The organism is Aeromonas media (assembly GCF_000819985.1).
Classification (GTDB): Bacteria; Pseudomonadota; Gammaproteobacteria; order Enterobacterales; family Aeromonadaceae; genus Aeromonas; species Aeromonas media.
In genome coordinates, this window is the sequence record NZ_CDBZ01000198.1 from 68,844 (window position 1) to 90,024 (window position 21,181).

General features: G+C 61.5%; 18 protein-coding genes. 12 read left to right on the forward strand and 6 right to left on the reverse strand.

Annotated features, from left to right (window positions below; translation table 11 throughout):
- Positions 1-256 precede the first annotated feature (256 nt).
- From BN1127_RS17165 to yciA, 5 genes are all read left to right on the forward strand, one after another.
- Positions 257-2,776, forward strand: a complete 2,520-nt coding sequence (locus tag BN1127_RS17165; RefSeq protein WP_042650246.1) for a putative bifunctional diguanylate cyclase/phosphodiesterase — start codon at positions 257-259, stop codon at positions 2,774-2,776.
- 86 nt (positions 2,777-2,862) lie between these two features.
- Positions 2,863-4,779, forward strand: a complete 1,917-nt coding sequence (locus tag BN1127_RS17170; RefSeq protein WP_042650269.1) for a transglycosylase SLT domain-containing protein — start codon at positions 2,863-2,865, stop codon at positions 4,777-4,779.
- Positions 4,780-4,956: 177 nt separating this feature from the next.
- Complete coding sequence (locus BN1127_RS17175; RefSeq protein WP_041206143.1) at positions 4,957-5,955, forward strand: LacI family DNA-binding transcriptional regulator; 999 nt, start codon at positions 4,957-4,959, stop codon at positions 5,953-5,955.
- Positions 5,956-6,202: 247 nt separating this feature from the next.
- On the forward strand, positions 6,203-7,018 hold the full coding sequence (locus BN1127_RS17180; protein WP_042650247.1) for an NAD-dependent epimerase/dehydratase family protein: 816 nt from the start codon (positions 6,203-6,205) through the stop codon (positions 7,016-7,018).
- A 143-nt stretch (positions 7,019-7,161) separates the two neighbouring features.
- Entirely contained in the window at positions 7,162-7,560 is a 399-nt protein-coding gene (yciA, locus tag BN1127_RS17185; protein ID WP_005325590.1) for an acyl-CoA thioester hydrolase YciA, read from the forward strand.
- 6 nt (positions 7,561-7,566) lie between these two features.
- On the opposite strand, the gene BN1127_RS17190 is transcribed toward yciA, so the two are convergent.
- Positions 7,567-7,791: a hypothetical protein gene (locus tag BN1127_RS17190; protein WP_042650248.1), complete on the reverse strand. Its 225-nt coding sequence runs from the start codon at positions 7,789-7,791 to the stop codon at positions 7,567-7,569.
- 111 nt (positions 7,792-7,902) lie between these two features.
- On the opposite strand from BN1127_RS17190, the gene BN1127_RS17195 reads away from it, so the two are divergent.
- On the forward strand, positions 7,903-8,748 hold the full coding sequence (locus BN1127_RS17195; RefSeq protein ID WP_005325583.1) for an endonuclease/exonuclease/phosphatase family protein: 846 nt from the start codon (positions 7,903-7,905) through the stop codon (positions 8,746-8,748).
- 69 nt (positions 8,749-8,817) lie between these two features.
- Here the strand turns inward: BN1127_RS17195 and BN1127_RS17200 are convergent, their stop codons facing one another.
- Both BN1127_RS17200 and gloB read right to left on the reverse strand, forming a co-directional pair.
- On the reverse strand, positions 8,818-10,353 hold the full coding sequence (locus BN1127_RS17200; protein ID WP_042650249.1) for a LysM peptidoglycan-binding domain-containing protein: 1,536 nt from the start codon (positions 10,351-10,353) through the stop codon (positions 8,818-8,820).
- Between the two features lie 69 nt (positions 10,354-10,422).
- Positions 10,423-11,187 (reverse strand): hydroxyacylglutathione hydrolase, encoded by a 765-nt coding sequence (gene gloB / locus BN1127_RS17205; protein ID WP_042650250.1) that lies wholly within the window; start codon positions 11,185-11,187, stop codon positions 10,423-10,425.
- A gap of 81 nt (positions 11,188-11,268) precedes the next feature.
- On the opposite strand from gloB, the gene BN1127_RS17210 reads away from it, so the two are divergent.
- Entirely contained in the window at positions 11,269-11,991 is a 723-nt protein-coding gene (locus BN1127_RS17210; RefSeq protein WP_042650251.1) for a class I SAM-dependent methyltransferase, read from the forward strand.
- Between the two features lie 59 nt (positions 11,992-12,050).
- On the opposite strand, the gene rnhA is transcribed toward BN1127_RS17210, so the two are convergent.
- Positions 12,051-12,515 carry a ribonuclease HI gene (rnhA, locus tag BN1127_RS17215; protein ID WP_025326391.1) on the reverse strand — a complete coding sequence of 155 codons (465 nt, stop codon included), beginning with the start codon at positions 12,513-12,515 and terminating at the stop codon, positions 12,051-12,053.
- A gap of 52 nt (positions 12,516-12,567) precedes the next feature.
- Here rnhA and dnaQ point away from each other — a divergent pair, with 52 nt between their 5' ends.
- Positions 12,568-13,302 carry a DNA polymerase III subunit epsilon gene (gene dnaQ, locus BN1127_RS17220; protein ID WP_042650252.1) on the forward strand — a complete coding sequence of 245 codons (735 nt, stop codon included), beginning with the start codon at positions 12,568-12,570 and terminating at the stop codon, positions 13,300-13,302.
- Positions 13,299-14,555: a TIGR03503 family protein gene (locus BN1127_RS17225; protein WP_042650253.1), complete on the forward strand. Its 1,257-nt coding sequence runs from the start codon at positions 13,299-13,301 to the stop codon at positions 14,553-14,555. Before dnaQ ends, BN1127_RS17225 begins: the two co-directional genes overlap by 4 nt.
- A 79-nt stretch (positions 14,556-14,634) precedes the next feature.
- Here BN1127_RS17225 and BN1127_RS17230 read toward each other — a convergent pair whose 3' ends face one another.
- A complete protein-coding gene (locus tag BN1127_RS17230) occupies positions 14,635-16,152 on the reverse strand; it encodes an HD domain-containing phosphohydrolase (RefSeq protein ID WP_042650254.1) in 1,518 nt (505 codons plus the stop codon).
- A 173-nt stretch (positions 16,153-16,325) separates the two neighbouring features.
- Entirely contained in the window at positions 16,326-18,782 is a 2,457-nt protein-coding gene (gene fadE / locus BN1127_RS17235) for an acyl-CoA dehydrogenase FadE (RefSeq protein ID WP_042650255.1), read from the reverse strand.
- Positions 18,783-19,041: 259 nt separating this feature from the next.
- On the opposite strand from fadE, the gene lpcA reads away from it, so the two are divergent.
- The 3 genes from lpcA (at position 19,042) to BN1127_RS17250 (ending at position 21,167) form a co-directional block, all read left to right on the forward strand.
- Entirely contained in the window at positions 19,042-19,620 is a 579-nt protein-coding gene (gene lpcA, locus BN1127_RS17240) for a D-sedoheptulose 7-phosphate isomerase (RefSeq protein ID WP_005325554.1), read from the forward strand.
- A gap of 117 nt (positions 19,621-19,737) precedes the next feature.
- Positions 19,738-20,535, forward strand: coding sequence for a class II glutamine amidotransferase (locus tag BN1127_RS17245; protein ID WP_042650256.1), 798 nt, complete (start codon positions 19,738-19,740; stop codon positions 20,533-20,535).
- A gap of 296 nt (positions 20,536-20,831) precedes the next feature.
- A complete protein-coding gene (locus BN1127_RS17250; RefSeq protein WP_005325550.1) occupies positions 20,832-21,167 on the forward strand; it encodes an Hpt domain-containing protein in 336 nt (111 codons plus the stop codon).
- Positions 21,168-21,181: the final 14 nt, after the last annotated feature.

Here is a 21,181-nt window from a genome sequence, read left to right on the forward strand (position 1 = left end):
CATGCCAAAAACCGCTTGAGCTCAACGAAACGGGCAGGCAGTATGCGCGAATAGGATCGTTTCTGTCCCTCCCTTGGCAGCGCCTTGTGTCGACCCGATGTCTGGTTTTCACCGCTCAGTCTCGCATTTTCTCTACCCACATCGTTTATCGCATCGCAAAAGGATTGCCATGCGCCGGTGGTGATATGCGCACAAACGGACATGCTTTTCTGCATGTGTCGGGGTGGATAACGTGGTTGTAGTGTTGGAGTCGTAAATGAAGCAACAAGCCACCCAGATGATGTGGTTTTATGATCGGCAGCATGAGCAGTGGAGCCTGTCTGATCATCTCTCTTGCCAGCCCTGGCAGGAGGAAGGGGCTCATCCCTGGGCCCGCCAACTGGCAAAAGAAGATGTAGCCGGTTTCGCCGATTTTCTCGCAAGACTCCACCATTCGGGCCAACCCGGTCAGTTCATCGGCCACCTCTGCGATGAGGCTGGCACTGTGCATCATGTGCTCTGGTACGGCCAGTATGTGCCGGCCCAGCAGCTCTGCTGCGGCTGGCTGGCACCGCTGGAGATGTCCCACAATGCCGTGAGCCGCGCCGAGCCGTCAGCCGGCATCACTCCGCCACTTCCTCTGCTGCAGGCGCCCTTGCTGGCTCAGCTGGCGCAGGCGCTCTCCGCGAGGACTGGCCTCGATTTCTGTCATACCTTGGTCAACGAGCTGGCCCATATTCTGGGGGCCAACGCGGTCTGGCTGACGGAACGAGTGGGCCTTGACCGGCTCAGGGTGCTGGCGAGCCACGGCATCGACTTCAAGGAGTATGCCCTGGCTGACATGCCCTGCCAGCAGCTCTACAGGCAGGGCGTCACCAGTGCGACCCCCGTGAGTGAACCTCTTATCGGCTGCACCTGCCTGCCCCCGGGCCAGCACTACTACGCCCAGCCACTGCTGGATCGCAGTGGCCAGATCCTGGGCCATCTCGCCCTGCTGTTCCCGAACCAGACCCAGACCGCCGATCTGGGATCCGTGCTGACCATCTTCTCGGTGCGCATGGTGGCCGAGCTGGAGCGCCTGCAGAGCGACGCTCTGATGCGGCTTTCTGCGGTGGCGTTCGAAACCCATGAAGGCATCATCATCACGGATCCCGACTTCAAGATCCTGCGGGTCAATTACGCCTTCAGCCAGATCACCGGCTTCGACAGCCAGGGAGTGATAGGCCTGCACCTTGGCAACGACCTCTGGTCCGGTCTCGGGGGGCTAGGCTATGAGCTGAACGCCCTGGATCGCTGGCAGGGGGAGACCCTGCGTCTGCACGCCGACGGCCATGTCTATCCCCAGTGGGAAATCGTCACGCCGGTCCAGGATGACAAGGGGGGCATCAGCCACTATGTCATCTTCTTCGAAGACATCTCCGAGCGTAAGGCGGCGGAGCGCCGCATCCAGGATCTCGCCTATTACGACGAGCTGACCGGTTTGCCCAATCGCCGTCAGCTCCATGAGACCCTGGCCCAGGCGTTTGCGGAGGCGAGCCGCGAGCACCTGATCGGTGCCCTGCTGTTCATCGATCTCGATCACTTCAAGACCATCAACGACTCCCTGGGTCATGCCACTGGCGACTGGTTGCTCAAGGAGGTGGCGAGCCGCCTCAAGCGGTTGGTGCGACAGGGGGATTGTCTGGCCCGACTCGGTGGTGACGAGTTCGTGTTGCTGCTGCCCGGCCTCTCCATCAGCCCGCCCCAGGCCGAGATGCAGGCCGACCTCATCGCGGAGCGGCTCATCGGGGAGATTGCCGCCCCTTACAGTCACGGCGGCCAGGTGCTGCACATCGGAGCCAGCGTCGGTATCACCCTGTTCCCTGGCCGGGAGCAGGAAGCCGGGGACCTGCTCAAGCAGGCCGACACCGCCATGTATCAGGCCAAGTCGGCGGGCCGCAAGACGCGGCGTTTCTTCGATGCTTCCATGCAGTTGCAGGCTGATCGGCGCCTGCTCATTCACAACGAACTGCGCAGTGCCCTCAACAATCAGGAGCTGACCCTCCACTATCAACCCCAGCACATGGTCGAAGGGGGTGACATCATCGGGGTGGAGGCGCTTATCCGCTGGCAGCCGCCGGGGCGGGCCCTGGTCTCTCCTGCGGAGTTCATCCCCATCGCAGAGGAGACGGATCTCATCGTCGACATCGGCAATTGGGTGTTGCATGAGGCCTGTACCCAATATGTCTCCTGGGAGGAGAACGGGATCCACGTGCCCCAGCTGTCGGTCAACGTCAGTGCCAAGCAGTTCCATGCCCACGATTTCGTCGATCGCATTCACGATGTGCTGGCCGCCACCGGCATGGACCCCTCCTGTCTGAACCTGGAGATCACCGAGTCCGTGGTGCTCGGCCATGCGGAGGACACCATCAGCAAGATGGCCGAGCTCAAGACCCTTGGCATCAGCTTCGCCATCGATGATTTCGGTGCGGGCTACTCCTCCCTGAGCTACCTCAAACGGCTGCCCGCCGATGAACTCAAGATCGACCGATCCTTCATCCAGGACATCCCCAAGGATGGTGACAACATGGCCATCGTCGAGGCGGTGATCGCCATGGCCCGCCACATGGGATTCAACGTGACGGCCGAGGGGGTCGAGTCCCGCCAGCAGCTGGAATTCCTGCAGGCGCAGGGCTGCCATTTCTTCCAGGGCTATCTTGCCTCCAAGCCGCTGCCCGTGCCCTATCTGGAGCGCTACATCAGCCGCCTGACCCGCCATGATCGCGCCGCTCCTGCCGACAAAAATAGTGTGGCGTAGCGCCCATATTTAACGGGTAGAATGAAGGTATCTCACCACCGCCAACGGGCGGTGGTTATGCCTCTTCTTAAGGGAGAATGCCTTTCGTGAAAGCCGTGCAGGGAATCATCTTTTCGGCGCTGTGCGTGCCAGGGCTTGTGGCACCCGTCTTTGCGCAAACCATGGAGCAGTCCCTCTATCGTGAGGGCTATGACGCCGTGCGTGCCAACGATCAGGAGCGCTTCCAGCAGATCCGCGCCCGTCTCAACCACTATCCGCTGCTGCCCTATCTGGATTACTACCAGCTGGCGTTCCGGCCCGGGGCGGCAGATTACAACGACGTGACCCGTTTCATCCGCCAGCACGGGGATACCCCCCAGTCCAACCGTCTGGAGCGCGCTTACCTCACCTACCTGGCCCAGAGCCAGCAGTGGTCCCAATTCCTGCGCTTCTACCCGGCCAAGCCGAACTCCACCGATCTGCTCTGCATGCACTACCAGGCCCGCTACTACACCGGCCACAAGAGCGAGGCCCTGCAGGAAGCGGGCAAGCTCTGGCTGAGCGGCCAGTCCAGGCCCGATGCCTGCGATCCCCTGTTCCAGCTCTGGCAGCAGGCAGGCCTGCGCACCCAGGAGAAGATCTGGCAGCGGATGAACCTGGCTTTCGAGGCGCAGAACCCCAATCTCATCCGCCACCTCGGCGCCCAGCTGGGGGGGAGTCTGAAATCCTATGGGGATCAGATGATTGCCCTGTTTGAGCAACCGGCCAGGGTGATGAACCCGGTTTATTTCACGACGGCGCCGCAGTCGAGGCAGTTGCTCTCCCTGGGCCTGGCCCGCTATGCCAACGAGCAACCCGAGCCCGCCCTGCGCCAGCTGGGGGAGATGAAACGCCGCTTCGGCCTGAACCAGGGCGAGGTTGCTCGGGTGGAGCGGGCCGCCGCCCGCCGCCTGCTGCTGGACAGATCCACCGCCCAGCGCAGCTGGCTGGACGCGACCCTGGTGCGGATGAAGGATGCCGAGCTGGTGGAGCTGCGGGCACGCCTCGCCATCTGGGAGCAGGATTGGCGCGGCCTCGAAGGCTGGGTCAAGCGGATGCCCATGGCACTGCAGAAGGAGGATCGCTGGCGCTACTGGCTGGCACGCTCCCTGGAGGTGCAGGGGCGGCAAAAACCGGCGCGGGAGCTTTATCTCGAGACCGCCAATCTGCGCGGCTTCTATGGCTTCATGGCGGCGCAGCGCACCGGTGTGCCCTATCGCATCAAGAACCAGAGCGTGGGGCACAAGGTGCCGGACTGGCGCACCGCCAGCAGCCGCTGGCCTTTCCTGGTGCGGGTGCGCGAGCTGCTGGCGATGAACGAGATCGCGGCGGCGCGTTCCGAGTGGATCCACAACATGGATCGCAACCCCGTGGCCCAGCGCCTGGAGTTCGGTCATATCGCCCTCAACCAGGGCTGGCACGAGCTGGCGATCCTCTCCAGCATCCGGGCCGAGGCCTGGGATGCGCTGGACTTGCGTTTCCCCTTGCCCCTCAAGCGTACCTTCTCCCAGATGGCGCAGGAGCGCACCATGAACACCAGCCTGCTCTATGCCATCTCTCGTCAGGAGAGCGCCCTCTATCCGCTGGCGCAGTCGCCGGTCGGGGCGCGTGGCCTGATGCAGCTGATGCCAGCCACCGCGAGAGAGACCGCCAGCAAGCTGGGAGTACCCTATCGCAACGAGCAGCAGCTGTTCGACCCGGCCATGAACATTCGCCTCGGCAGCGCCTATCTCAAGCGGCTGCTGGACGTGTATGACGGCAACCGGATCCTGGCGGCGGCGGCCTACAATGCGGGCCCCGGCAGGGTCAAACGCTGGCGGGAACAGAGCACGAACAAACCGATGGATGTCTGGGTGGAGAGCATCCCCTATCGGGAGACACGCAACTACGTCCAGAACGTGCTCTCCTTCGATCTCATCTACCAGCACAAGCTGCAGCAACCCCTGCGTTTCATGTCGGAACGCGAGCTCAATCACGCCTATTGAGCGCGGGGGCAGTCGTGTCAGCGACTGCCTCCCATTCTTGCCTCAGAATGGTTATTATCCCTTAAGCTTTGTTACAAAAGGAAACCTGTCAGGTGATCGGGCGCCGCGTCTTGGTCTGACTGGTTCGATATAATGCCCGATCAACACAGACAGGCTTCCCCAACAAAGGAATTGAGAGTGGCAACTATCAAAGACGTATCTCAGCTGGCGAATGTGTCCATTTCGACGGTGTCGCGAGTCATCAACAACACGGCGCAGGTTGCACCCGAGAAGCGCGAGGCCGTGCTCGCGGCCATGAAGGAGCTGAGCTTTCGTCCAAACAGCTTCGCCCAGGCCCTGGTAAGCAAGCGTTCCAACTGCATCGGTGTCCTGGTTGGGGATCTCTGTGGTGGCCCCTTCTTCGCCCAGATGATGCGTGGCATCGAGAGCATGGTCGACAAGGCGAACAAGTTCACCATAGTGGTCTCCGGCAACCACGACGCGGCCCGGGAGCGTCACGCCATCCAGGCGCTGCTGCAACGCCAGTGTGACGCCCTGATCCTGCACAGCAAGGCGCTGCCGGACGAGGAGCTGAGCGAGCTGGCGTCGGGGTCCACCCCCATCGTCTTCATCAATCGCCAGGTGCCGGGCTGCGAGGAGCGCTGCGTCTGGCTCGACAACCAGGCGGGCATCACCACGGCCTGCCAGCACCTGCTGGATGCGGGACACAGCCGGATCGCCTTCATCACCTCGGATGACGAGGAGTTCGTCGATGGCCAGCAACGGATGGCCGGCTATCGCGTCGCCCTGCAACGGGCCGGCATCGAGCTGGATCCCGCCCTCATCGGTCGCGCCTTTGCCGACGAGAAGGGGGGCTATGTGGCCATGAGCGAGCTGCTGGAGCGCGGCGTTCCCTTCACTGCCGTGCTGGGCTTCAATGATGCCATGGTGGCGGGTGCCATCTCCTGCCTGCTGGAGCGGGGCTACAAGATACCGCAACAGGTCTCGGTGGTCGGCTTCGACGACATCCCCTATGCCCGTTACATCTATCCCAAGCTCACCACGGTGCGCTACCCCATCGAGGAGATGGGAGAGCGGGCCGCAGAGCTGGCCTTGCGCCTGCTGGATCACAAGCCGGTGGAGGGTCTGGCGCTCAAGTTTGAAGCGGAACTGGTACGCCGGGAGTCTGTGGCCTGAGCGATGGATTGGCCCCAAGTGGGCCAATTTTCTCGCCAAACATTGAAAGCGCTTTCAGAAATCCTTTTCAACTGTGATCAGCTTCAAAGCTTTATAACCGCGCAGTCACTAGCATAGGCCCCACGAATTAGGAGCGTGCGCTCCCGATTTTCCCGCTGTGGGAGGTAACCGGTTCATCCGGCTATTTCCTTCGTTACTTTCGACGGTCATCATAGGATGGCCGTTTTTTTTTGCCGAGATTTTGCCGATGACGACCGAACATGAGTATCAGACGGGAATAGTGGGTGCAGGCTGGCTGGGGTTGCCGTTGGCCCGGGCATTGCAGGCGCAGGGCCAGTCCGTCGCCGTGACAGTCAGCTCCCTCGAGAAGGCGACCCGGTTGCGTGACGGGGGCATCGCGGCCTGGCCGCTGCTGCTGGCCCCGGACATGGCGGGCCCGCTGCCGTTTCGCTGCCGCGATCTGGTGATCTGCGTGCCCCCCAGCAAGACCGAGGATTACCCGGCGTCGGTGGCACGGCTGTGTCAGCTGGCCAGGGCGGCAGGTGCTGGCAAGGTGCTCTTTATCAGCGCGACCTCGGTGTGGGCGCCAGGGCAGGGGGAGGATGAGACCCCGAGTCCGGCCAGCGCCAGGGGAGAGCGGATGCGGGCGGCAGAACTGGCTGTCCAGGAGGGCGGCTTTGCGTGTGCCATGGTGCTGCGTCCGGCCGGCCTCTACGGCCCGGACAGGCACCCCGGGCGCTTCCTCGTGGGCAAGACGCTGGCAGGAGGAGGGCAGGCGGTGAACCTGGTGCATCTGGACGATGTGGTGGCGGCCTGCCAGCTGATGCTGGCGGTGGGGCAGGATGGGGACGCCTATAACCTGAGCGCCCCGGTCCACCCGCGCCGGGAGCAGCTCTATCCCTTCGCGAGCCGTCTGCTCGGGCTGGCGCCCCCTCAGTTCATCGAGCCGGCGGGGGATTTTTCCCCCATCGAGGGACAACGCATCTGCCAGCGACTGGGTTTTGTCTATCGCTGGCCGGATCCGGCCCACTGGTTTGCCGCGCAGGCGTCCTTGCAAGGGTGAGTCAGGATGGGCTTCAACCTGGTCTTCTTTGCCGATAGCTGGGCCCGCGAGCCTTGTGCGGTGCGGGCCCGCCGGGCAATTGAGGTTTGCCAAGGGCGGGATCGCCCCCTATCATGCCGCCATCCATGATAGAGAGAGCAGTAATGATGGAAGAGACAAAGCGTCATCCCGATGGGGAGCTGTTGCTGAGAACCCTGGCGATGCCAGCCGATACCAACCCCAATGGCGATATCTTCGGGGGCTGGATCATGTCCCAGATGGATATAGGTGGGGGCATCATGGCCAAGGAGCTGGCAAAAGGACGCATCTGTACCGTCTCGGTGGAGGGCATGACCTTCCACAGCCCGGTCAAGGTGGGCGACGTGGTGTGCTGCTACGGTCGCTGCCTGAAGGTGGGGCGCAGCTCCATGCGCCTCAAGTTGGAGGTCTGGGTCAAGCCGGTGCTGCGGGAGAACGAGGCCCAGCGTTACTGTGTGACGGAAGGGGTCTTTACCTACGTGGCCATCGACGATCAGGGTAAATCACGCCCCGTTCCGGTCTGAATCTGCTCAGATGAGCCGGGCGTTGATGATGGATATTTCCTGCTCAAGCCCGGTTTTTTGCCGTATCATGCGTTCCAGCATCTCTTCCGAGCCGACGCACTGATCCGTGTCGAACAGACAGAGATCGCACTGGGGATCCCGTCTGATCTGATAGATGGTGGAAAGCTCCACTTGATGACAAGTTCCTTGTTGATCATAAAATGTCACACGGTACTGGTGCTGTCTCGCCATTGCGGGATCCCTCATGGATGAGTCGGGCCGGACACGAATAATGAGACTAGTCGGCGTCTATGACCTCTGTGAGGCTCATGGTACGTTGCAGAGGCAGGTGATTGTTAGCCAATGAAAAATAGTTATCGGATTCTGGGGACGTCCCTGCTGACGCTGGGGCTGGTTGGTTGTTTCGAGGTGCCGGATCAGGATCACCTGGTTACGGCGGCGGGCATAGTGCCCGGCGTCGATTGTCAGAAGCCGCCTCTGGTGGCGCTGGCTTCCACCGCCTTGCCCCGCGAGTTCGGCATCACCGTCTGGAATCTCTACAAGGGTCAGCGCAAGAACTGGCGTGAAGGGCTGAATGAATATGCCAAGTCTCAGGATCTGGTGCTGCTGCAGGAGTCGGCGACCCGGCCCGAGATGCTGCACTGGCTGCGTGCGGGTGATTTTCAGTGGCAACAGCTGCAGGCGTTCACCCAGGGAGGCGTCTCCTTCGGTGTCATGACGGTGGCCAAGACACCGCAGGCCTTCGTCTGTGGTGTGCGCTCCCCCGAGCCGCTGCTGCGCATCCCCAAGTCCGGTCTGGTGAGTCTCTACCCCTTGCAGGGGGATCCTGACGGTGTGCTGGTGGTCAACCTGCATGCGGTCAATTTCGAGTTAGGGATGGCCACCTTCCGCGAACAGCTCAACGATCTGACCGCCTTGATCCATCGCCATCAGGGCCCTGTCATCCTGGGGGGAGACTTCAACACCTGGAGCGACAAGCGCGAGTTCTGGCTGAACAAGCTGGTCGGCGAGCTCGGCCTGCAGGAAGCCATTCCCGTGCCCGACTTGCGTCGAACCGCCTTCGGCCGTCCGCTGGATCACCTCTACTACCGCAACCTGGACCTGGTGGAAGTGAGCTCACCGGCCACCGATGCCTCGGACCATAATCCCATCATGGCGCGGTTCGCGGCCCAGGCCATCACCCCCTGAGGGGTGATAGATGGTAGATAAAAAAATACCCCGCACTCGCGGGGTATTTTTTTGTATGGTGATAAGCAATCAGCTGTTGTTCTTCACGAACAGGGTCAGCTCCTGCCCCGGCTTGAGGTAGTCGCTCTTGCCGAGCTGGTTCCAGCGCATCACGTCGTTGACGGCGACCTGGAAGCGGGCGGCGATGGAGGAGAGAGAATCCCCGCGGCGCACCTGATAGACCATGGACTTGTTGCTGCCCTTGCCCTGCTTGGGCCAGACCACCAGCTTCATGCCTGGTTTCAGGGCCGACTTGGTGCTCAAGCCGTTCCACTTGGCCAGATCGGCGTGGGTCACCCCGTGGGCCTGACTGATGCTCCACAGATTGTCACCGGAGCGCACCTGATACTGGATCTTGTTGCCACTCGCCAGCTGTTGTGGCTTGCTCTGAACGGCCTGGCTCGCATGTCCCCCGTTGGGAATGATCAGGCTCTGGCCACGGCGCAGATTGGTGCCGCGCAGGTTGTTCGCCAGCTTGAGTTGCTGCACGCTCACCCCGTGGTTCTGGGCGATGCGGGAGAGGGTATCGCCGCTGGTGACCTGATAGGAGCGTACGCCACGGGTACGTTCACGCTGGGGCAGATCGGCCAGGGCCAGCTCCAGGGTGTCGGCGTACTCGACGGGTACCAACAGGTTGTAGGGGCCTCGCGGCGAGGTCATGCCACGCTTGAGTGCCGGATTGAGGGCCTTGAGCTGGGAAGCGGAGACACCGGCCAGCTGCGCCGCCACGTTCAGGTCGATCTGGCCACCTGTGTTGATGGTCCGCAGTTGCGGCTTGTTGGCCAGCACCGGCAGGGTAACATTGTACTTGTCCGCATTGCGGATCATGTCAGCCATGGCCAGAATCTTGGGCACATACATCCGGGTTTCACGGGGCAGGTCCAGCGACCAGTAATCGGTCGGCCGACCGGCCTTCTGATTGCGGATGATGGCATTGCGTACCCGACCTTCACCGGCATTGTAAGCGGCCAGCGTCAGCAGCCAGTCGCCGTCGAAGAAACGGTTCAGGTACTCCAGATAGTCCAGTGCGGCATTGGTGGAGGCCAATACATCGCGGCGGCCGTCATACCAGTTGTCGTGGCGCAGGCCGAAGTTCTTGCCGGTAGCCGGAACGAACTGCCAAAGACCGACCGCATTGCTGCGGGAGCGGGCATTGGGATCGAACATGCTCTCGATCATGGGGATGGTAATAAGCTCCATTGGCAGCTCACGCCGTTCGATTTCCTCTACCATCAGATACAGGTAGGGCTCAGCCCGGCTGGCAATGGTCGCCATATGCTTATCATTACGAAGTAACCAATCACGCTGCTGGCGGACTCGGGCATTTTCGTGCGAGTCCAGCTGCATATCATCGCTGATACGCACCCACAGGTTATCGGTGTCATCCATCTCTTCTAACTGTTCGTCGCCGAACAGCATTCTGGAAGAGTGTTTCTTGTACGTTTTCTTGCTGACTTGGGGGGATTTGATCGGCTCGATTGCCGTTATCGCCCGGTCATCCTGATGGCTCAGGTTTTGACAGCCGCTGAGAAACAGCGCCGCCAATAAGGCCGTTCGTAGCTTCATCTCGCTCAGGTCATCTATGGAAAAACAGCTCGCATCATAAGGGGCAATGGCCCCCTGATCAAGGTTTGTTCAAAAAACGTCCTTCCAGCCCCTCAGCACGGTGAAGGTATCCTCTGGATTTTCCAAGCATTTAAGGGCGTATTTCTCAGCAGAAAATTTCACTGAGTCCTCATTGCAGCGCAGAAAAACATTGAAATGCCGCTCATCTCCCAGGCGTGAGGGGAGACTCGGCAGGCCCTGCTGACGCAGCTTGCTGATCACCCCGATCCGGCGCTGGATCGCCAGGTTGTCCGGCTCGACCGTATGGGCGAAACGCAGGTTGGAGAGGGTGTATTCATGGGCGCAATAGAGGAGGGTGTCATCGGGCAGGGCCGCGAGCCGCTGCAGGGATCCATACATCTGGGCGGGGCTGCCTTCGAACAGGCGGCCACAGCCGGCACTGAAGAGGGTGTCGCCACAAAACAGCATGCCATTGCCGTGATAGGCGATGTGGCCCAGGGTATGGCCGGGGATGTGGAGGACATCCAGACTCAGGCCGTGCCAGTTGATCTGATCCCCGTCATCGAGCCACTGGCCGTGATGATCCGGCATGGGGTCATGTTTGGGGCCATAGAGGCGGGCATGGGGGAAGTGATGAAGCAGATCCGTGACGCCGCCCACATGGTCGCGATGATGGTGGGTCAGAAGAATGGCATCGAGCTCAAGCCCGAGCGTCTCGAGGCGCTCCAGCACGGGGGCCGCCTCGCCAGGATCCACGACCAGGCAGTGATTTTCGTGTCGGATCAACCAGATGTAGTTGTCGCTGAAGGCGGGAACTGTGATGACGGTATACATGGGTCGGCTTCTCTTTGTGTTCTCTTTGTGGAAGGGATCTTATATAACAAGATGGCATTCGCACCCCGGATTGGTCCCATTATGCAGCTGGCACGTACCGAACAACAGATCGCGATCCCGACCAGCTGGTCGGCACTGCCCATGGGGGACTGGGTAGCGGCCGAGCTCCAGGAGCGGCTCGACAACTGGTGTCCTCATCTGTTTGGCTACCATCTGCTGAAAATTGGCGCCCTGAGCGCCGAGCTCTCCTGCGGCAGCTCCACCATTCGCCACCAGCTAGGTGTCGCCCCCGGCGGGCGCCTGCTGGATATCAAGGGGGATCCCCTTGCCTTGCCGATCCGTACCGGCAGCGTGGATGCCTGCCTGCTCGCCCACTGCCTCGACTTTTCACCGGATCCTCACCAGGTGCTGCGCGAGGCTGAGCGGGTGCTGACCGATGACGGCTGGCTCATCGTCAGTGGTTACAACCCCACCAGCCTGGTCGGCCTGGGTCATTACCTGCCCTTCATGCGACAACACCTGCCCTGGTCGGCGCGCATGTTCACCCCGGCCCGGGTGACCGACTGGTTGCAACTGCTGGGGTGCGAGGTGATGTTTGACGAGCGCTTCGGTTTCTCCTTCATGGGGAAGCAGAGCAAGATTGGCTGGTGGCGGGAGAGTCTGGGGCGGGATTACTGCAGACCCTTTGCCTCTGTCTATGTGATAGCCGCCCGCAAGCGGCGTTTCCCCGTCACCCCGGTGCGCCGTCGCTGGCGCCTGCCGGAGTCGATGGCGGCGCCTGGTATGGCGCGCCAGGGTTGGTAACGAGGATGCCACGACAGACCGCTGGCTGTTCCCTTCATTTATAGAGATGCTTCGGCATCTCAGGGCTGGTAGCCCGTGTCTTCGGCGAGCTGTTTGCCGCTGGCGGCATCCCGGGCGAGTACGTCACAACGTTCGTTCTCCGGGTGGCCGGAGTGGCCCTTGACCCAGAGCCATTCGATCTGGTGGCGCGCCACTTCCGCATCCAGCGCCTGCCAGAGATCGACGTTCTTGACCGGTTGGCGGTTGGATGTCATCCAGCCTTTCTTCTTCCAGCCGATGATCCACTGGGTGATTCCCTGGCGCACATACTGGCTGTCTGTGGTCAGGCGTACCTGGCAGGGTTCGTTCAGGGTGCGCAGTCCCATGATGGCGGCCATCAGCTCCATCCGGTTGTTGGTGGTCAGCCGATAGCCCCCAGCCAACTCCTTGCGGTGTTTGCCATAAACCATGACGGCGCCATAACCACCGGGGCCAGGATTGCCGAGGCAGGAACCATCCGTATACAAATCAATCTTTTTTAGCATGGGTCTTGGGGTAAACTAGCGAATAAAACCGAAGTTTGACATGGATTCGATCATGAGCACACCCCAACTGAATCGCCAGATCATTCTGGATACTGAAACCACAGGCATGAACACGGCAGGCGGCCCCGTCTACCTCGGGCACCGCATCATCGAGATCGGCTGTGTGGAGGTGATCAACCGCAAACTGACCGGCAACCATTTTCATGTCTACATCAAGCCGGATCGGCTGGTGGACCCCGAGGCTATCGCCGTGCACGGCATCACCGATGCCTTCCTGGCGGACAAGCCCTCCTTCAGCCAGATAGCCGACGACTTCATCGCCTTCATCCGCGGTGCCGAGATCATCGCCCACAACGCTCCCTTTGACGTGAGCTTCATGGACTATGAGTTCGGCAAGCTCGGCCTCGACTTCAAGACGGCGGACATCTGCGGCATCACGGATACCCTGGCGATGGCGCGGGATCTCTTCCCCGGCAAGCGCAACAACCTGGATGTGCTGTGCGATCGCTACGGCATCGACAACTCCCACCGTACCCTGCACGGGGCCTTGCTCGATGCGGAGATCCTGGCGGACGTCTACCTGCTGATGACGGGTGGTCAGACCAAGCTCAATCTGGCCAGCGAGAGCAGCGAGAATGACAGCAACCAGGATACCGGGATCCGCCGGTTGGAGAGCAACCGGGCACCCCTCAAGGTGGTGCGCGCCAGCGACGAGGTGGTTGCCGTCCATGAGGCCAGGCTGGATCTGGTGCAGAAGAAAGGGGGAGCCTGCCTGTGGCGGCAATGAGTTCGCTCTGGGGGGGGCTGCTGCTGCTGACCTCCCTCTCCGGCATGGCCAACGAGGTGTTTGCCCCCTCCGACATTCCGCTGCTCGACAACCGCTTTCGCATCGATTACGGCGTGAAGGAGATCACCTTCATCATCAAACGCAAGCCGGGCACGCCGTCGGTGATCCTGGTGCGGCCGGATGGCAGCAAGCTCTATGTGGGCAAGGTCACACCGCCGGAGGTGGGTTGGCTGGCCCTCAAGGATCAGGATCTCATCACTGTACGCAACCCCATGCCGGGCCCCTGGCAGGCCATCGGCGAGGTGGACCCCGACAACCGGGTGCGCCTGCTCAGCGACATCCGGCTTGAGAGCGAGCCGCTGCCGACCCGTCTCTATCAGGGGGAGCGGGTCAAGCTGCAGTCCCGGCTGCTGATCGACGGGGCTGCGCCGGGGGCGGGCTACTACCTCTCCGATCTCGGCATGACGGTGAAGCTGCAACAGTTCAACGATACGGCCCAGAGCGGGGAGCCCATAGCTGAGGAGACCCTCGGACACTATCTGGATGATGGCAAGGGGCTCGACGAGGTGCCCGGGGATGGCGTCCTGACCGCCGAGGCGGTGCTGGACGTGCCGGCAGGCAAGTATCGCGCCCTCTACAGCACTGGCAATCAGGTGTTCTCCCGTGCCCAGTCCCAGCAGGTGCTGCTCTTCCCCTGGCCGCTGAGCTATACCCTGGATGCCCCTTCCGGTGACACCGGGGCCAGGCTCTCCTTGCTCATCGATGCCGACGAGCTGGATCCGGCCTCAGTGGTGATCCAGGGCAAGGCCATCGACAGCGCAGGGATCAGCATGGCCTTCAATGCAGTGGCAACCGAGCCCCGCCTTGGCGTCGATCTCTCTGCCCTCAAGGCGGCAGGCCAGTACAAGGTGGAGGCGACCCTGTTTGGCACCACCCGGCTCGGCCGCGAGGTGCAACTGCAGCTGCCGGTCAAGTCATTCACCATCATGCCGCCACCGGCGCCCACCCCTTCAGCGGCATCTCCCATCTCGGCAGCGGCACCGACTCAGGCCAAGTTTGAGGAGCGGGAGAGCCCGGTCTGGTTGCCCTGGGCCCTGGGTGGTGGTGGCCTGCTGCTGCTCCTGCTGGGGGCGGGTGGCTTCATCCTGCTGCAAAAGCGTCGCACCCTGCACAAGGTGATGGCGGCGCAGAAGGCGCAGAGCGAGGTCGTCCCCCCGGCTCCCAAACTGGATCTCAATCTGCCGGAGCAGTAGCCAGCGCTCCATGCAAAGAAGCCGCCCGAAGGGCGGCTTCTTCATGATGGCGGGGTGGCAGCTTGCTGTACCCCCTGTCTCAGTGGGCGCCGATATAGACGTCCTTGTACTGCTCGCGGATCTCGAGGAACTTCTCGAGGTTGGCCAGCATCAGATCCACCAGCAGGGGATCGAAGTGCTCTCCCTTCTCTGCTCTGATCAGCGCCAGCACCTGGTCCAGCGGCCAGGCCTGCTTGTAGCAGCGATCCGAGCCCAGGGCATCGAACACGTCCGCCAGCGCGACGATCCGTCCTTCCAGCGGTATGTCCTCCCCCTTTAGTCCGCGGGGGTAGCCGGTGCCGTTCCACTTCTCGTGGTGGTTCCCAGCGATGGTGGCGCCTATCTGGAACAGCGCGAGATCGCTGCCGGAGAGCATGTCCTGCCCCAGCTGGGCGTGGGTCTTCATGATCTCCCACTCCTCGGGGGTGAGCTTGCCCGGTTTGTGCAGGATGGCATCCGGGATCCCCACCTTGCCAATGTCGTGCAGGGGAGAGGCGCGCTTGATGAGCTCGCACCTGTCTTCGTTCATGCCCAGCAACTGGCAGAACAGCTCGGTGTAGAGCGCCACCCGCTTGACGTGCAAGCCGGACTCCTTGGAGCGGCTCTCCACCAGCTCGCCGATGCGGTAGATGATCTCGCGCTGATTGTCGCCGATGACCTCGTTGAGCCGGATGTTCTCCAGCGCCACTATGATGTTCTCGGTGAACAGGCTGAGCAGGCCGGTGTCCATCTGGCTGAGGGGGCGAGTGGTCTCGATGTGGAACAGCAGGTGGTGACGGGGGTTCTGGCAATAGAGCACCATCTGGTTGCCGTCGTAGACGTTGGCACCCTTGTCCATGGCGCAGCGCAGTATGGCTGGCGCCTCACTGAGACGCAGGGCCGGGCCCTCGCTGAGCAGCGGTTCCAGCACCTGATCCCGTACCTCGTAGGCCAGATGCTTCACGTCGTAGATCTGGGACTCTTCCAGATTGAGCAGGGCGCTGAGCTGGGTCTGCGCCCCTTCGACGAATTGGCGCAGGGCGCGTTGCTCGAAGATCCCCTTGGAGGCTTCGATGACCTTCTCCAGCCCCTGGCGATTGCTCTCCAGGGTGCGAATGTCCCGGTAGGATCGCAGGCTGGCGCGCAGCAGGGTGCGTAGCTTCTGGGAGGTGAGCTCCGTCTTGTCCTTGTAGTCGTTGATGTCGTAGTTGGTGACGACGTCATCTTCCGGCGCCTGACCGGGTTGGCCGGTTCGCAGCACGATGCGCACCATCTTGTTTTGCAGTTCATCACGCACGAACTTGACCACTTCCAGACCGGCGTGATCGGCTTCCATGACGACATCGAGCAGCAGCAGGGCAACATCCGGGGTGGTGGCGAGCAGCGCCTTGGCTTCGGTGGCGGAATAGGCGTGCAGAAAATCGATGGGCTTGCCGTCGAACTCGAACTTGTTCAGGGTGATCTTGGTGATGCGGTGCACTTCGGGTTCGTCGTCCACTATCATCACCTTCCAGCCGGCGGGTCGCTCTGCTGTTTGGGGAAGATCGTCATCGTCAATAATCAGGATTTGATCATCCATTACGCAATCCTGTGTGTGATCCTGTGCCTACCTTAACCGCTTCATTCAAGATAGGAAACGGATAGATATCCAAAATATGATCCCATCGGTTTATCTTCTTTCTCCAGTCTCTATCGGGCTGATCGCACCATGAAAAACGCCTCCGGGAGGGAGGCGTTTTGGCATTCATGGCATCAGGCTGCCCTGTGATAGGCCGACGCTTCAAACAGCGCCTTGTTGGCCACCAGGTCGATGGGGTCGAAGTCATCGACGTTGATGGTGCGCAGGCGGCTCTCTTCGGCACGGTGCAGCAGGTCGGCCTCGGTCTGGTTGATGACGCCAAGGGCTAGGCCGGCGTCTGCCACCTTGTCGAGCTGAGTGAAGGGACGCTTGCGGCCCTCTGCCTTGCACACCTTGTCAAACAGCGGCTCGGCGGTCAGCACGTCATCGAGGGCCTGTTCCAGCAACCCGAAGGGGTTGCCCTCCTCGCGGGTGAGGTACTGCCCTTCGGCCAGACGGTCGCGGGTGGCGCTCGGGGTCTGCAGCAGACGGGCAACCTGGCTGTCCAGCTTGTCGGAGGGACGCTTCATGTCGCGACCCAGCGGCAATACGATGACGCGCAGGGCCAGGCCAATCCAGCGGTTCGGGAAGTTGCGCAGCAACTCGTCGATGGCTTCCTGTGCCTTGAACATGGCGTCTTGCAGTGCCCAGTGCAGCAGCGGCAGGTCGGCCTGCTGGCGCCCCTCGTCCTGATAACGCTTGAGGGCGCTGGAAGCCAGATAGAGCTGGCTCAGCACGTCGCCGAGGCGGGCGGAAACCCGCTCCTTGCGCTTGAGCTCGCCACCCAGGGTGCCCATCGCCATATCGGACAGGAAGGCCAGGTTGGCGCTGAGGCGCGAGAGCTGTTGATAGTAGCCCTTGGTCTGATCCCTGTAGGGGGCTGAGGCGAAGCGGGCGCCGGTGATGCCCAGCCAGAAGCTGCGCACCAGGTTGCTGATGGCAAAGCCGACGTGGCTGAACACCGCCTTGTCGAAATCCTTCAGCGCCTGCTCCTTGTCGGGATGGTTGGCGGCCAGCATCTCCGGCAGCACATAAGGGTGGCAGCGGATGGCGCCCTGACCGTAGATGATCATGCTGCGGGTCAGGATGTTGGCCCCTTCAACCGTGACCGCGATGGGGGCACCCTGATAGCCGCGGGCCAGATAGTTGTTTGGGCCCATGCAGATGGCCTTGCCGCCGTGGATGTCCATGGCGTCTATGATGCACTTCTGGGCACGGTCGGTGAGGTGGTACTTGACGATGGCGGAGATGACGGACGGCTTCTCGCCGAGATCGATGCCGGTCACCGTCAGCTTGGCGGCGGCGCCCATGATGTAGGCGTTGCCACCGAGACGTGCCAGCGGCTCTTCGATGCCTTCCATCTTGCCGATGGGCAGCTTGAACTGGCGGCGGATGCGGCTGTAGGCACCGCTCGCCAGGGCCAGCATCTTGACGCCCCCTGTGCTGTTGGAGGGCAGGGTGATGCCGCGACCGACCGAGAGGCATTCCACCAGCATGCGCCAGCCCTGGCCGGCCATGGCCGGGCCGCCGATGATGAAGTCGAGCGGAACGAACACATCCTTGCCCTGGGTCGGTCCGTTCTGGAACGGTACGTTGAGGGGGAAGTGACGGCGGCCTATCTCGACGCCCTTGATGTCGGTGGGGATCAGGGCACAGGTGATGCCGAGCTCCTCTTCCTCACCCAGCAGGTGATCCGGGTCGCGCAGCTTGAAGGCGAGACCCAGCACAGTCGCGATAGGGGCCAAGGTGATGTAACGCTTGTTCCAGGTCAGGCGCATGCCGAGCACCTCTTCCCCTTCCCATTCACCCTTGCAGACTACGCCGAAGTCGGGAATGGAGCCGGCATCCGAACCCGCTTCCGGGCTGGTCAGGGCGAAGCAGGGGATCTCCTTGCCGACTGCCAGACGGGGCAGGTAGTGGTCTTTCTGCTCGTCAGTGCCGTAGTGCTGCAGCAGTTCGCCCGGCCCTAAGGAGTTGGGCACGCCGACGGTGGAGGCGAGCACGGCGCTGGCGCCGCACAGTTTTTGCAGCACGCAGGACTGGGCGTAGGCGGAGAACTCCAGGCCGCCGTACTTCTTCTTGATGATCATGGCGAAGAACTTGTGGTCCTTCAGGTACTGCCACACCTCGGGAGAGAGATCGGCCCGCTCGTGGGTCACTTCCCAGTCGTTGACCATGCGGCACACGTCTTCAACCGGGCCATCCATGAAGGCTTGCTCTTCGGCGGAGAGGGTGCTCACCGGAATGGCGTGCAGTTTCTTCCAGTTCGGATTGCCGGCAAACAGATCCGCTTCCCACCAGGTGGTGCCCGCCTCGATGGCTTCCTTCTCGGTGCGGGACATCTCCGGCATGATGGACTTGTAGATCTTGAACAGGGGTTTGGTCAGCTGGTTGCGACGAAACTCCACCAGATTGAGCGGGATGGCGATCACCGCGAACAGCACCCACACCAGCAGGGGCACATGGCCGTAGAGGGCGCCGGCGGCCAGGGCGGCGGCCGTGGCAAGCGTGGCGGTGAACAGTGACGCCCGGCGGTAAGCCATGGCGCCGATCACCAGGATCACCCCGAACAGAGTGAGGGTCGTCGTCATTTTTCGCTCCTTGCATGAGTTGCCGAAGTTGGGGAAAACGTGGGTTAACTGATCCAGAGGTCTGACCTGTTGGATGTGGTCCCTGTTGTAATTCATACGCACAAAATTATCAAGATGTTTACAAGCTCGTTACCTTGGCACCGTGATCGCCCTAACGTACTGCAGGCCGCATCTTGGCGGGCAGGGGGGCGACGACTGGATTGGCTTGTGCGACAATGCAGAACCCTATGTTGGACGATACAAAGAGACATCAGACGCCATGTACCAAGAACTTATCCGCAATGAACTGACCGAAGCTGCCGGCGTGCTCCAGGCCTTTCTGGCCGATGAGCAAAATCTGAAGAACATAGAGGCGGCCGCCAAACTGCTGGCTGACTCTTTCAAGGAAGAGGGCAAGGTGCTCTCCTGCGGTAACGGCGGTTCCCACTGCGACGCCATGCACTTTGCCGAAGAGCTGACCGGCCGCTATCGCGAGAACCGCCCTGGCTATGCCGGCATCGCCATCTCCGATCCCAGCCACCTCTCCTGCGTCTCCAACGACTTTGGCTATGACTATGTCTTCTCCCGCTACGTGGAAGCGGTCGGCCGTCGTGGCGACGTGCTGCTCGGCATCTCCACCAGCGGCAATTCCGGCAATATCCTCAAAGCCATCGAGGCTGCCCGCGCCAAAGGCATGAAGGTCATCGCCCTGACCGGCAAGGACGGTGGCAAGATGGCAGGCCTGGCCGATGTCGAGATCCGGGTGCCGCACTTCGGCTATGCCGACCGCATCCAGGAAGTGCACATCAAGGTCATTCACATCCTGATCCAGCTGGTCGAAAAAGAGATGGCCAAGTAATCAGAGAGGGCGGGTGGGGCAGCCGGGGGGCCAATGACCGATCCTGGCGCCTCGCATCCAGCTTGAGTTCACTGATTGACGCAAAGATGATCAATTAATTCAGGGAGTGGACTGGACATGTGCGAACTGCTCGGCATGAGCGCCAATGTGCCGACCGACATCTGCTTCAGCTTTACCGGGCTGATGCTGCGGGGCGGCAAGACGGGCCCCCACAAGGATGGCTGGGGAATCACCTTCTACGAGGGGCGAGGCTTTCGCACCTTCAAGGATCCCGAACCCAGTGCCCAGTCACCCATCGCCAAGCTGGTGCAGGCGTTGCCCATCAAGAGCCGCGCCGTGGTCAGCCATATCCGGCAGGCCAACCGGGGATGCGTGTCGCTGGAAAACACCCATCCCTTCACCCGCGAGCTGTGGGGACGCTACTGGACCTTTGCCCACAACGGCCAGCTGACCGGCTACAAGAGGCTGCCGACCGGGCGCCACCGTCCTGTGGGGGACACTGACAGCGAGCACGCGTTCTGCTGGCTGCTCGACAGGCTGGAACAGAAATACCCCAAGCGTCCGGCGAACTTCCCCGCCATGTTCCGCTATCTCGCGACCCTGTGCGACGAGCTGCGTGGGCTCGGGGTATTCAACATGTTGCTGTCGGATGGGGAGTTCGTGATGACCTATTGCAGCAACAACCTCTACTGGTTGACCCGCAGGGCGCCCTTTGGCGAGGCCCGTCTGCTGGATGAAGACGTGGCCATCGACTTCCAGAGCGAGACCACTCCGAATGACGTGGTGACGCTGATAGCCACCCGCCCGCTCACCGGCAACGAGAGCTGGGTAAAGATGGTGCCCGGGGAGTTCTGCCTGTTCAGGCTGGGTGAGCTGGAATACGGCAATGCAGCCAAGCTGCTGACCTGTAAATAAAAAATACCAGGGTAGAATCCTACCCTGGTTCTTCGCAGCAGCCATACAGGCAAAAAGGGATGAGAGAGGTGTTGCTGAGCCGCATCATTCTCATGGCTTGCATTGTTACGTTATTGTTAATTTTACGGCAACATTTATCTCTTTCCTGCCTGTGACTGGGTGTTGATAACTTGAACTGGCTCACACTCTGATGGCGGCAAGGCACTTCGCTCGAGTCTCACCGGAGAGTGGATGACAGCCGGTGTGCGGGTCGGCTATATTGTGGTCTGTTTGAATACCATCATAGGGAAGAGAAGATGGAGTGGCTGGATCAGAAAGTGCTGCGGCAACTGGCAGATGACATAGGTCACGACATGATGCCGGTCGTCATCTCGGTGTTCGTCGAGGAGGTGGGCGGGCAACTTGCCCAGCTCAGGCCGCTCTTTGATCAGCGGGACTGGACCGCCCTGGCCCGCCTCGCTCACAGCATGAAGTCCTCTTGTGGCAGTTACGGTGCTGAGCCCAGCTATCGTCAGGTCATGGCGCTGGAGCTCGCCTGTCGCCGGGAAGATGCGGAGGAGGCCGGTCGCCTGCTCGAACAGCTCGAACACTCCCTGCCGCAGGTATTCTCCCATTTGGCCCAGTATCACTAGGTCGCATTGGCGGC

Excerpts from the sequence above, each read along its gene's own strand:
- BN1127_RS17165 (WP_042650246.1), top strand. The coding sequence starts at position 257 with ATGAAGCAACAAGCCACCCAGATGATGTGGTTTTATGATCGGCAGCAT.
- BN1127_RS17180 (WP_042650247.1), top strand. The coding sequence starts at position 6,203 with ATGACGACCGAACATGAGTATCAGACGGGAATAGTGGGTGCAGGCTGG.
- yciA (WP_005325590.1), top strand. The coding sequence starts at position 7,162 with ATGATGGAAGAGACAAAGCGTCATCCCGATGGGGAGCTGTTGCTGAGA.
- BN1127_RS17190 (WP_042650248.1), bottom strand. The coding sequence starts at position 7,791 with ATGGCGAGACAGCACCAGTACCGTGTGACATTTTATGATCAACAAGGA.
- BN1127_RS17195 (WP_005325583.1), top strand. The coding sequence starts at position 7,903 with ATGAAAAATAGTTATCGGATTCTGGGGACGTCCCTGCTGACGCTGGGG.
- BN1127_RS17200 (WP_042650249.1), bottom strand. The coding sequence starts at position 10,353 with ATGAAGCTACGAACGGCCTTATTGGCGGCGCTGTTTCTCAGCGGCTGT.
- gloB (WP_042650250.1), bottom strand. The coding sequence starts at position 11,187 with ATGTATACCGTCATCACAGTTCCCGCCTTCAGCGACAACTACATCTGG.
- BN1127_RS17210 (WP_042650251.1), top strand. The coding sequence starts at position 11,269 with ATGCAGCTGGCACGTACCGAACAACAGATCGCGATCCCGACCAGCTGG.
- rnhA (WP_025326391.1), bottom strand. The coding sequence starts at position 12,515 with ATGCTAAAAAAGATTGATTTGTATACGGATGGTTCCTGCCTCGGCAAT.
- dnaQ (WP_042650252.1), top strand. The coding sequence starts at position 12,568 with ATGAGCACACCCCAACTGAATCGCCAGATCATTCTGGATACTGAAACC.
- BN1127_RS17225 (WP_042650253.1), top strand. The coding sequence starts at position 13,299 with ATGAGTTCGCTCTGGGGGGGGCTGCTGCTGCTGACCTCCCTCTCCGGC.
- BN1127_RS17230 (WP_042650254.1), bottom strand. The coding sequence starts at position 16,152 with ATGGATGATCAAATCCTGATTATTGACGATGACGATCTTCCCCAAACA.
- fadE (WP_042650255.1), bottom strand. The coding sequence starts at position 18,782 with ATGACGACGACCCTCACTCTGTTCGGGGTGATCCTGGTGATCGGCGCC.
- lpcA (WP_005325554.1), top strand. The coding sequence starts at position 19,042 with ATGTACCAAGAACTTATCCGCAATGAACTGACCGAAGCTGCCGGCGTG.
- BN1127_RS17245 (WP_042650256.1), top strand. The coding sequence starts at position 19,738 with ATGTGCGAACTGCTCGGCATGAGCGCCAATGTGCCGACCGACATCTGC.
- BN1127_RS17250 (WP_005325550.1), top strand. The coding sequence starts at position 20,832 with ATGGAGTGGCTGGATCAGAAAGTGCTGCGGCAACTGGCAGATGACATA.